At 65.8% G+C, this 11,112-nt stretch carries 8 protein-coding genes and 1 pseudogene; 5 read left to right on the forward strand and 4 right to left on the reverse strand.

All coding sequences use genetic code 11. The features are described 5' to 3' along the window. Nucleotides 1–187: 187 nt before the first annotated feature. From mfd to VJS90_RS06655, 3 genes are read left to right on the forward strand one after another with little or no spacing between them, the layout of a single operon-like run. Nucleotides 188–3,637, forward strand: a complete 3,450-nt coding sequence (gene mfd / locus VJS90_RS06645) for a transcription-repair coupling factor (protein ID WP_324120256.1) — start codon at nt 188–190, stop codon at nt 3,635–3,637. Between the two features lie 10 nt (nt 3,638–3,647). Then, nucleotides 3,648–4,220, forward strand: coding sequence for a CsiV family protein (locus VJS90_RS06650; RefSeq protein ID WP_324120257.1), 573 nt, complete (start codon nt 3,648–3,650; stop codon nt 4,218–4,220). Nucleotides 4,221–4,224: 4 nt separating this feature from the next. After that, entirely contained in the window at nt 4,225–7,560 is a 3,336-nt protein-coding gene (locus VJS90_RS06655; protein ID WP_324120258.1) for a DEAD/DEAH box helicase, read from the forward strand. A 20-nt stretch (nt 7,561–7,580) separates the two neighbouring features. Here VJS90_RS06655 and nagZ read toward each other — a convergent pair whose 3' ends face one another. Beyond that, the gene (gene nagZ / locus VJS90_RS06660) at nt 7,581–8,579 is read right to left on the reverse strand and encodes a beta-N-acetylhexosaminidase (RefSeq protein ID WP_324120263.1); all 999 of its coding nucleotides are present in this window, start codon (nt 8,577–8,579) and stop codon (nt 7,581–7,583) included. 41 nt (nt 8,580–8,620) lie between these two features. Next, a complete protein-coding gene (locus VJS90_RS06665; protein WP_324120259.1) occupies nt 8,621–9,334 on the reverse strand; it encodes a TetR/AcrR family transcriptional regulator in 714 nt (237 codons plus the stop codon). 245 nt (nt 9,335–9,579) lie between these two features. Here VJS90_RS06665 and lexA point away from each other — a divergent pair, with 245 nt between their 5' ends. Next, nucleotides 9,580–10,188 carry a transcriptional repressor LexA gene (gene lexA, locus VJS90_RS06670; RefSeq protein ID WP_324120260.1) on the forward strand — a complete coding sequence of 203 codons (609 nt, stop codon included), beginning with the start codon at nt 9,580–9,582 and terminating at the stop codon, nt 10,186–10,188. 11 nt (nt 10,189–10,199) lie between these two features. Further along, nucleotides 10,200–10,673: an SOS-induced cell division inhibitor SulA gene (sulA, locus tag VJS90_RS06675; RefSeq protein WP_324120261.1), complete on the forward strand. Its 474-nt coding sequence runs from the start codon at nt 10,200–10,202 to the stop codon at nt 10,671–10,673. Between the two features lie 53 nt (nt 10,674–10,726). On the opposite strand, the gene VJS90_RS06680 is transcribed toward sulA, so the two are convergent. Both VJS90_RS06680 and VJS90_RS06685 read right to left on the reverse strand, forming a co-directional pair. Next, nucleotides 10,727–10,960 carry a hypothetical protein gene (locus tag VJS90_RS06680; RefSeq protein WP_324120262.1) on the reverse strand — a complete coding sequence of 78 codons (234 nt, stop codon included), beginning with the start codon at nt 10,958–10,960 and terminating at the stop codon, nt 10,727–10,729. Between the two features lie 50 nt (nt 10,961–11,010). Then, nucleotides 11,011–11,112: pseudogene (locus VJS90_RS06685) on the reverse strand (PasA protein); the annotation flags it as partial.

Consider the following 11,112-nt stretch of genomic DNA (forward strand, 5'->3'; position numbering starts at 1 on the left):
GTCACGGGAACCTTCCACATGTAGGGACAGAAAAAAGGGGCTACATTATGACGTCCCGCAACGCTTCGGGCAATGCGCGCCTATCGCCACCACCAAAGGCCGCCGCAAAGCCCTCGCAAACCTGACAGCATGCCCCCTGCCCCGGTACAATCGACCTCTTTGCCGCAACGTTGGAGTTCCACCTCCCGTGTCTGTACTGCGCTTACCGAACCTGCCGGCAACCGCTGGCAAACAAACCTGGGGCAGCCTGCCGGGCGCCGCCCTGACCCTCGCCATCGCCGAGGCCGCCAGTAGCGCCAAGCGCTTTACCTTGCTGCTGACCGCCGATAGCCAGGCCGCCGACCGCCTCGAACGGGAGCTGCGCTTCTTCGCTCCCGACCTGCCGGTCCTGCCCTTCCCCGACTGGGAAACCCTGCCCTACGACCTGTTCTCGCCGCACCAGGACATCATCTCCCAGCGCATCGCCAGCCTGTACCGGCTGCCGGAGCTCGAGCACGGGATCCTCGTGGTGCCGATCACCACGGCCCTGCACCGCCTGGCGCCGACGCGCTTTCTGCTGGGCACCAGCCTGGTGCTGGACATCGGCCAGAAGATCGACGTCGAGCAGATGCGCACGCGGCTCGAGGCCAGCGGCTACCGCTGCGTCGACACGGTGTACGAACACGGCGAGTTCGCCGTGCGCGGCGCGCTGATCGACCTGTTCCCGATGGGCAGCAAGCTGCCCTACCGCATCGATCTGTTCGACGACGAGATCGAGACCCTGCGCACTTTCGATGCGGAGACCCAGCGTTCGATCGACAAAGTGGAGTCGATACGCCTGCTGCCGGCCCGCGAGTTTCCGCTGCAGAAGGAAGAGGTGACACGGTTCAAGGCACGCTTTCGCGAGCGCTTCGATGTCGACTTCCGGCGCAGCGCGATCTTCCAGGACCTGGCCAGCGGCATCATCCCGGCCGGCATCGAGTACTACCTGCCGCTGTTCTTCGAGGAGACCGCGACCCTGTTCGACTACCTGCCCCAGGACACCCAGGTGTTCTCGTTGCCAGGGGTCGAGCAGGCCGCCGAGCATTTCTGGAATGATGTGCGCGGGCGCTATGAAGAACGCCGTGGCGACCTGACCCGGCCGCTGCTGCCACCGGCCGAGCTGTTCATGCCGGTCGAGGACTGTTTCGCCCGGCTCAAGCAGTGGCCACGCGTGGTGGTCAGCACCGAGCCGCTCGACGCCGGCAACGGGCGCGAAAGTTTTCCGGCGCGGCCGCTGCCCAACCTCGCCATCGAGGCCAAGGCCAACCAGCCCTTGGCGGAACTCGCCGGTTTCCTCGACCAGTTCCCCGGCCGCGTGCTGTTCACCGCCGAGTCGGCGGGCCGCCGCGAAGTGCTGCTCGAGCTGCTCGAGCGCCTCAAGCTGCGCCCCAGGACCGTCGAAGGCTGGACCGACTTCATCACCGGCAGCGAGCGTCTGGCGATCACCATCGCGCCGCTCGACGACGGCCTGCTGCTCGATGACCCGGCCCTGGCGCTGATCGCCGAAAGCCCGCTGTTCGGCCAGCGCGTGATGCAGCGCCGGCGGCGCGAGAAACGGGGCGAGGCGGCCAACGATGCGGTCATCAAGAACCTCACCGAGCTGCGCGAGGGCGCCCCGGTGGTGCACATCGACCACGGCGTGGGCCGCTACCTGGGCCTGGCGACGCTCGAAATCGACAGCCAGGCCGCCGAGTTCCTGACCCTGGAATACGCCGAGAACGCCAAGCTCTATGTGCCGGTAGCCAACCTGCACCTGATCGCGCGCTATACCGGCACCGACGACGCCCTCGCCCCGCTGCACCGGCTGGGCTCCGAGGCCTGGCAAAAAGCCAAGCGCAAAGCGGCCGAACAGGTCCGCGACGTGGCCGCCGAACTGCTCGACATCTATGCCCGCCGCGCCGCCCGCAAAGGCCATGCCTTCGCCGACCCGGCCGGCGACTACGCCACCTTCAGCGCTGGCTTCCCCTTCGAGGAAACCCCCGATCAGCAGAACGCCATCGAAGCGGTGCGCGGCGACATGCTCGCCGCCAAGCCGATGGACCGCCTGGTGTGCGGCGACGTCGGCTTCGGCAAGACCGAGGTGGCCATGCGCGCGGCGTTCATCGCGGTGCACAGCGGCCGCCAGGTGGCGGTGCTGGTGCCCACCACCCTGCTTGCCCAGCAGCACTACAACAGTTTCCGCGACCGCTTCGCCGACTGGCCGGTGACGGTCGAGGTGATGAGCCGCTTCAAGTCGGCCGAGGAGGTCAACGCCGCCGCCGCGGAGCTTGCCGAAGGCAAGATCGACATCCTCATCGGTACCCACAAGCTGCTGCAGGACGACGTGCGCTTCAAGGACCTGGGCCTGGTGGTGATCGACGAAGAGCACCGCTTTGGCGTGCGCCAGAAAGAACAGCTGAAGACCTTGCGCAGCGAGGTCGACATCCTGACCCTGACCGCGACGCCGATCCCGCGTACGCTGAACATGGCCGTGGCCGGCATGCGCGACCTGTCGATCATCGCCACTCCGCCCGCGCGGCGCCTGTCGGTGCGTACCTTCGTCATGGAGCAGAACAAGAGCACGGTCAAGGAAGCGCTGCTGCGCGAGCTGCTGCGCGGCGGCCAGGTCTACTACCTGCACAACGACGTCAAGACCATCGAGAAATGCGCCGCCGATCTCGCCGAGCTGGTGCCCGAGGCACGTATCGGCATCGGCCACGGGCAGATGCGCGAGCGCGAGCTCGAGCAGGTGATGAGCGATTTCTACCATAAGCGCTTCAACGTGCTGATCGCCTCGACCATCATCGAGACCGGTATCGACGTGCCGAGCGCCAACACCATCATCATCGAGCGCGCCGACAAGTTCGGCCTGGCCCAGCTGCACCAGCTGCGCGGCCGGGTCGGGCGCAGCCACCACCAGGCCTATGCCTACCTGCTGACGCCCGCGCGGCAGAAGGTCAGCGCCGATGCCGAGAAACGCCTCGAGGCCATCGCCAACACCCAGGACCTGGGCGCAGGCTTCGTGCTGGCCACCAACGACCTGGAAATCCGCGGCGCCGGAGAGCTGCTCGGCGAAGGCCAGAGCGGGCAGATCCAGGCCGTCGGCTTTACCCTGTACATGGAGATGCTCGAGCGCGCGGTCAAGGCCATCCGCAAGGGCACCCAGCCGAACCTTGACCAGCCGCTGGGCGGTGGCCCCGAGATCAACCTGCGCCTGCCGGCGCTGATTCCCGAGGACTACCTGCCCGACGTGCACGCCCGGCTGATTCTCTACAAGCGCATCGCCTCGGCGGTCGACGAAGAGGGCCTGAAGGACCTTCAGGTCGAGATGATCGACCGCTTCGGCCTGCTGCCGGAGCCGACCAAGAACCTGGTGCGCCTGACCCTGCTCAAGCTGCAGGCGGAAAAGCTCGGCATCAAGAAGGTCGATGCCGGTCCCAACGGCGGCAAGATCGACTTCGAGGCCGAGACCCCGGTCGAGCCGCTGACCCTGATCAAGCTGATCCAGGGCCAGCCCAAGCGCTACAAGTTCGAGGGCGCCACCCAGTTCCGCTTCATGGTGCCGATGGAGCGCGCCGACGAACGCTTCAATACTCTCGAGGCGCTGTTCGAGCGCCTGACACCCGCGTCTGCCTGAAGGAAGATCCATGCGTGCCATCCGTAGCCTGACCCTGTTGCTGGCGCTGTTCGCGCCAGCTGCCTTCGCCGAAGGCCTGTATCAGGTGGAGATGATCCTGGTACGGCAGAACGCCGTGCCGGCCATCACCAGCCCCTTCGCGCCCGAGGACTGGAGCGCGGGCGCGCCACGCCTGGCCAAGGAGGCCCTGCGCCCGACCACCCTGGACGAAGAGGTCGCCCGCCTGCAGGCAGGCACCGATTACACCGTGCTGCTGCACAAGGCCTGGCAACAGGCAGTGGGCAGCGAGCCGGTACGCATCGCCCTGGGCGAAGGGCAGGAGCAGTTCGGCCACTTTCCCATCGAAGGCGTACTGAGCCTGGTGCAGGCGCGCTTCATCGGTGCCGAGGCCACCTTCTGGGTCAACCAGCTGGACGACAACGGCAGCGTGCTGCGAAGCGAGCAGTTCCGCCAGGCCAACAGCAACATCAAGCGCGGCCAGTTGACGTTCCTCGATGGCGGGCACCTGGCGCTGTTGCTCAAGGTGGCGCCCGTGGGGGCTCGCAAGATCCCGACGCTGGACCCCGAGATGATGGAGCAGTGACGCAATGACGAGCGAAGCGCAGATCTATGTGCGGGCCCTTCATGACTGGACCGGCAGTTTCGACCGCCGGACCCTGGATCGGGGCCGGGAATACACGTTGCTGGGCCGCGTGCAGATCCAGTCCATCGATGATCTGGTCGTCGAGGCCTTCTGCGACGGGTCTGCCGGTGAGCGCTATCGCCAACAGGTCATCCTTGACCCGGGCGATGCCCACATGGACATCAGGGGCACCTGCACCTGCCCGGTAAGGCGCAATTGCAAGCACTGCGCCGCCGTGCTGTTCGAGCTGCAGCGCGGACCCGAATACAATGAGGGCGACCAGGTCCAGACCCAGCCGGGCGCGTCCCCACCCTTGACGCCTGACCTGCAGGACTGGATGACACTGCTGGAGACCCCCGTCGAACCGACGGCATCCCGCAAGCCGGAGACCAAGGGCCGGGCCTTGTATTACCGCCTGGTCGCGGACCGGGACTTCTGCTACTTGCGGGTGCTCAAGGGCACCCGCCAGCCCGACGGCGAGCTTCGCTTCGGCAAGATCAGCTCGTTCAACGAACTGATCTACTACCCGCCCCGCTACGTGACCGAGGCTGACGCCCGCCTGCTCAGGCAGATCGAAGCCCGCCGGCCCAGTGGCGGCATGCCGGACATGCTGAGCCTGCGCGATACGTGGGGCGCCGAACTGCTCGAGGCCGCGCTGGCCACCGGCCGGCTGCTGTTCGAGGACTCGCAGGAGGGCCTGACGCCCGGCCGCGACTGCCCCGCCGAGTTTCGCTGGGTACGGCTGGATAACGGCAACTACCGGGGCGTGTGGCACATCGACAATCGCCCTGCCGCTGTCGTGCCGCTGGAACCCTTGTTCTACATCGACGAGGAGCAGAACACGACAGGCAGGCTGATCCACTCGCTGGACCCGTTCATCGCCAGCTCGCTGTCGATCGCCCCGGATGTGCCCGAGCATCTCGTGGTACCGCTGAGCCATCGCCTCAACTCTCTCGATCGCCAGGTACCGACCCCTGCGACAGTGCGCAGCGAGGACCTGGCCGGCATCATGCCCATTGCCCACCTGTCCCTGGGCAGCCTCGAATTCAGCGCTTACATGCCCAAGACCGGACGCATGCAACGCCAGCTGCAACACCGCGCCGCCCTTGCCTTCGACTACGACGGCCTACGCGCGACCGGCACCGACCTGAAACCGCTCAGCCGTCTGCGCGACACGCTCAGCCAGCGCATCCCGCGCCAGCCAGCCGCCGAGCAGGCCTTGCGCAAGACCCTGCGCGAGCTGGGCTTCAAGCCCGCCACTCGCCAAAGCAAGGCCCTGCCCGACAGCGCCGGCGAAATGCTCCAGTTGCCCGATGACGAAGCCTGGCTGCGCTTTGCCCGCAACGACTTGCCACGCCTGCGCGAGGCGGGCTGGCAGATCGACGTGCACCGTGATTTTGCCTTCAATCTGCAGGAAGTGGATGACTGGTACGCCACAGTCGAGGAAGCCCCAGGCCATGAGTGGTTCGACCTGGAGCTGGGGATCGAAGTCAACGGCCAGCGCCACAGCTTGCTGCCGATCATTCTTCACCTGCTGCGCACCAGCCCGGAACTGCTGCGCCCCGCGGAACTCGCCAGGCGCAGCGATGACGAGCACCTGCTGATCGACCTGAACCGCGCCCGCCACGACAGTCAGGCATTGCGCGTGGCGCTGCCCTACGGGCGAATCAAGACCGTGATGAAGACCCTCGGCGAGCTGTATCTGGGCGATGACAGCGGCGGCCCCGCCTTGCGCCTGCCGACCGCCGATGCACCGCGCCTGAACGACATGGCGTCGCTGCCGCTGCTATGGGAAGGCGGCGCCCGGGTGCGCGACCTGGGTCGCCGCCTGCGCGATGCGCGCGACTTGCAGGTCGCGCCGCCAGAAGGGCTCAACGCCAGCCTGCGACCCTATCAGCAGCAAGGCCTGAACTGGCTGCAGGCCCTGCGCGAGCTGGGCACAGGCGGCATCCTTGGCGATGACATGGGCCTGGGCAAGACCCTGCAGACCCTGGCCCACCTGTTGCTGGAAAAACAGGCCGGGCGCCTGCAGCATCCTGCGCTGGCGGTGATGCCCACCAGCCTGGTTCCCAACTGGCTCGACGAAGCCCAGCGCTTCGCCCCCGGGCTGCGAGTGCTGGCCTTGCAGGGAGCGGGCCGCAACAAGCATTTCAGCAGGCTGCAGGATTTCGACCTGGTCCTGACCACCTATGCCCTGCTCCCCCGCGACGTGGCGCACCACAAGGCGCAACCCTGGCACGTGCTGGTGCTGGACGAGGCGCAGAACATCAAGAACGCCAACAGCAAGGCGGCCCAGGCCACCCGTGAGCTGAACGCCAGCCAGCGCCTGTGCCTGACCGGCACGCCCATGGAAAACAACCTCGGCGAGCTGTGGTCGCTGTTCCACTTCCTGATGCCCGGCTGGCTGGGCGACAGCAAACGCTTCACCCAGGACTACCGCACACCGATCGAGCGCCATGGCGACGGCGAGCGCATGGCGCACCTGGCCAGCCGCATCCGTCCGTTCCTGCTGCGACGCACCAAGGAACAGGTTGCCAGCGAGTTGCCGCCCAAGTCCGAGATGGTGCACTGGGTCGAGCTCAGCGACGCCCAGCGCGATACCTACGAGACCGTGCGAGTGGCGATGGACAAGAAGGTTCGCGACGAAATCGCCCGCAGCGGCGCGGCGCGTAGCCAGATCGTCATTCTCGACGCGCTGCTCAAGCTACGCCAGGTGTGCTGTGACCTGCGGCTGGTCAAGGGGGTCGAGGTCAAGAGCTCGCAGACGGACAAGGGCAAGCTCGGCAGCCTGCTGGAGATGCTTGAGGAACTGCTCAGCGAGGGCCGCCGCGTGCTGCTGTTCTCACAGTTCACCTCGATGCTGGCGCTGATCGAGCAGGAACTGCAGAAACGCCAGGTGCCTTATAGCCTGCTGACTGGCGACACCCGTGACCGCCGCGCCCCGGTGCAGGAATTCCAGAACGGCGACACCCGCGTGTTCCTGATCAGCCTCAAGGCCGGCGGCACCGGGCTCAACCTGACCGCCGCCGACACCGTCATCCACTACGATCCCTGGTGGAACCCGGCGAGCGAAAACCAGGCCACCGACCGCGCCTACCGGATCGGCCAGGACAAGCCGGTGTTCGTGTTCAAGCTGATCACCCGCGGAACGGTCGAGGAGAAGATCCAGAAGCTGCAGCAGGAGAAGGCGGCGCTCGCCGCTGGATTGCTCGAGGGTGGCCAGGCGGGGCAATGGCGGATGGAAGACGAAGAGATCGAAGCCCTCTTCGCCCCCCTGCCCGGCAAGCGGGCCGGATTGTAGCCGCTGCCCGCGGCTACCACTCAATCCACCAGCTGCGCATCCTTCAGCGCCCCGAGCGCTTCCAGCCAGCGTGGCTGCTCGCGGTAGTCGGTCCGCGCGAACCCCTGCCCGCGCATCTGCGCGATCCGCGGCGATGGCTGCACCTTCAGCCGCTGCGCAGCGCTCAACGCCAGCTCCGCCGCGGCCCGGTCATTGCACACCAGGCCCATGTCGCAGCCGGCACCCAGCGCGGCCTCGATACGATTGGCGGCATCGCCGACCACATGGGCTCCGGCCATCGACAAGTCATCACTGAAGATCACGCCCTTGAAGCCCAGCTCGCCCCGCAGAATGTCCTGCAACCAGCGGCGGGAGAAACCGGCCGGCTGGCTGTCGACCTGGGGATAGATCACGTGCGCCGGCATCACCGCCGCCAGCTGGCCGCCCAGGCGGGAGAAAGGCAGCAGATCGGCCTGGCGCAATTGCTCAAGGCTTCGCTTATCGGTCGGGATGGCCACGTGCGAATCCGCCTCGGCCCACCCATGACCCGGAAAATGCTTGCCGCACGCCGCCATGCCCGCGGCATTCATGCCGCGGATGAACGCGCCGGCCAGTTGCGTGGCAATCTGCGGGTCGCCTTCGAACGCCCGGCTGCCGACCACCGCGCTGCGCTGGTGGTCCAGGTCCAGCACGGGGGCGAAGCTCAGGTCCAGGCCGACCGCCAGCACCTCGGTCGCCATGAGCCAACCGCACTGCTCGGCCAGGTAAGTGGCGTTTTCGTTATCGGCGATCGCACGCATCGCGGGCAGGCGCACAAAGCCCTGGCGCAGGCGCTGGACCCGCCCGCCTTCCTGGTCGACCGCCAGGATGAGCTCGGGGCGAATCGCCCGGATCGAGGCGCACAACTCGCGCACCTGGCGCGGGCTCTCGATATTGCGGGCAAAGATGATCAGGCCGGCCACCTCGGGCTGGCGCAGCAACTGGCGGTCCTCGGCGGTCAGCCAGGTACCGGCGATATCCACCATCAGGGAGCCTTGCAGGCTGACGGTCATAAGTGATCCTTCAAGTTCAGGGAGGGCCTTCAGGCCTTGGCCGAGGCTGACGTGCTGGCGGACTTGCTGCGCGGACGCAACTGGGCGGCGGCCATCGCCGCATGGGTGACGCCGCTGTCGGCACGCATGCCGGCAGCCAGGAAAGGCACCATCAGGCGCATGACCTGCTCGATGGAGGTATCGACACCAAAGTCGGTCTCGGAAATCGCCCGCAGTGCCTTGATGCCGGACATGCTGAACGCCGCGGCGCCGAGCATGAAGTGCACGCGCCAGAACAGCTCGAGTGGCGGAATGCGCGGCGCGGCCTCGTTCACCAGCAACATGTAGCGGCGGAACACCTTGCCGTACATGTCCTCGAGGTAGCGCCGCAAATGACCCTGACTCTGACTGAAAGCCAGACCCAGCAGGCGCATGAAGATCGACAGGTCGTTGCCACTGCGCGGCTGCACCGCCAGAGCCTGCTCGACCAGCATTTCCAGAAGCTCTTCAAGCGTGGGTTTGTGCTCCGGGCGTGTCTGCCGGCGTTCCAGCTCGCGCTCGAGGCTTGCGCAAAAAGGGCCGAGGAAACGCGAAAAGACCGCCTGGATCAGGGCCTTCTTGGAACCGAAGTGATAGTTCACTGCCGCCAGGTTGACCCCAGCCTTGCTGGTGATGAGCCGCAACGAGGTTTCCGCGAAACCTTTTTCCGCGAACAACTGCTCGGCAGCGTCGAGAATGCGTTCAACGGTTTCCGACTGGGCCATGACTACTCCGCCTGACAAAACAAACAGTTGTTTGAAACATACGTTTCAGGCGGGGCACCTGTCAAGGCTTCGTGACCGGCTGGTCGCCATTAAAACACAGCCTTTCGCAGCGGCAAGCCTCGCGCGTCAACCTGGGGGAAGAAGAAGCCAAGGTGCTTTTGCCCGCCGCTTGAAGCTTCCGGCTTGCAGCTTGCCAACTACTGTATATAATCCCAGTCACTGTACAAAAAGACAGAGCGCCCGCCATGCTTAAACTCACGCCACGCCAAGCAGAAATCCTTGCATTCATAAAACGCTGCCTGGACGACAACGGCTTCCCGCCGACCCGCGCGGAAATTGCGCTGGAGCTGGGCTTCAAGTCGCCCAACGCCGCCGAGGAGCACCTCAAGGCCCTCGCCCGCAAGGGCGCGATCGAGATGACCCCTGGCGCCTCGCGCGGCATCCGCATCCCCGGCCACGAGACCCGGGCCGATGACAGCGGCCTGCCAATCATCGGCCGTGTCGCTGCCGGCGCGCCGATCCTTGCCCAGCAGCACATAGAAGAATCCTGCAACATCAACCCGGCCTTCTTCCATCCCCGCGCGGACTATCTGTTGCGCGTACGCGGCATGAGCATGAGGGATGTCGGCATCGTCGATGGCGACCTGCTCGCCGTGCACACCACCCGTGAGGCCCGCAATGGCCAGATCGTGGTCGCGCGCCTGGGCGACGAAGTCACGGTCAAGCGCTTCAAGCGCGAAGGCAACAAAGTCTGGTTGCTGGCCGAAAACCCCGAATTTGCCCCAATCGAAGTCAACCTGAAAGATCAGGAGCTGGTGATCGAGGGCTTGAGCGTTGGCGTCATACGCCGATAACAGGAGGCGACATGCAGTCCACCCACGCACCCCACCAAGCCCAGCTTTCGCTCTTCGAAGCTTTTCTGGCACAGCCCGTACTGCCTGGCATGAAGGTGAGCGAAACGCCACGCCACAGCTATCAGCCAGAGGTCTTCAGCGAACTGTCCTTGCGCGGTGCGCCGGGCCACTGTCACAGCCTCCTGGCGCCTGTGCTGCGCGAGCTCAGCGAAGAACAGGATGCCCGCTGGCTGACCCTGATCGATCCGCCCGCCAGCCTGACTCACGCCTGGCTACGGGACGCCGGGCTGAACCGCGAACGCATCCTGCTGCTCAAGCCCCGCGGCAAGCAGAGTGCGTTGCAACTGTCTTGCGAGGCGCTGCGTCTCGGCCGCAGCCATACCGTGGTCAGCTGGCTGGGCGCTCTGAATGCCAGCGCGCGCCAGCAACTGATTCGCGCCGCCGATGCCGGAAACGCACAAAGCCTGAACATCCGCCTAGGCTGATGATCAGGCTTTGCAGACACGGATTTCCCACCCCGGGAAGTCCGGCGTATGACTCAATGCAGGACGCGCGGCCCTTCGTCGCGTTCCAGCTCACCTTCGGCAAGACGACCGGCCATCTGCACGCCAACACTGAGCATGGCCTTGGCCACTTCCACATGCTGCCCTTGCAGGAACGCCTTGGCATCCTCTGAGAAATCCAGGGTTACCAGCGAACCTTCGTCCTCGGCGCGGCGCAGCTCGATCCGGCCATCAGGCAACTCGACAATTTCAAGAAAGGACGTTGACATAAAGGGCTGTTCTCCACGAAAGGCCGCTAGTGTACCAGCGACGGTCCTGATCAGCACTCACTCAACGCTTCGCGAAAACGTCGTGTCAGGTCCTTGAGGTTTTTCCGCCAGCTTTCCAGCTCCTCGCGCGAGAGCGGCGCAACGTCGGTCTC

It is taken from the genome of Pseudomonas sp., from assembly GCF_035277045.1.
Lineage (GTDB): Bacteria > Pseudomonadota > Gammaproteobacteria > Pseudomonadales > Pseudomonadaceae > Aquipseudomonas.

What these genes read in the sequence shown, in the direction of transcription:
- VJS90_RS06650 (WP_324120257.1), top strand. Translation starts at nt 3,648, where the DNA reads ATGCGTGCCATCCGTAGCCTGACCCTGTTGCTGGCGCTGTTCGCGCCA.
- VJS90_RS06680 (WP_324120262.1), bottom strand. Translation starts at nt 10,960, where the DNA reads ATGTCAACGTCCTTTCTTGAAATTGTCGAGTTGCCTGATGGCCGGATC.
- lexA (WP_324120260.1), top strand. Translation starts at nt 9,580, where the DNA reads ATGCTTAAACTCACGCCACGCCAAGCAGAAATCCTTGCATTCATAAAA.
- VJS90_RS06665 (WP_324120259.1), bottom strand. Translation starts at nt 9,334, where the DNA reads ATGGCCCAGTCGGAAACCGTTGAACGCATTCTCGACGCTGCCGAGCAG.
- VJS90_RS06655 (WP_324120258.1), top strand. Translation starts at nt 4,225, where the DNA reads ATGACGAGCGAAGCGCAGATCTATGTGCGGGCCCTTCATGACTGGACC.
- sulA (WP_324120261.1), top strand. Translation starts at nt 10,200, where the DNA reads ATGCAGTCCACCCACGCACCCCACCAAGCCCAGCTTTCGCTCTTCGAA.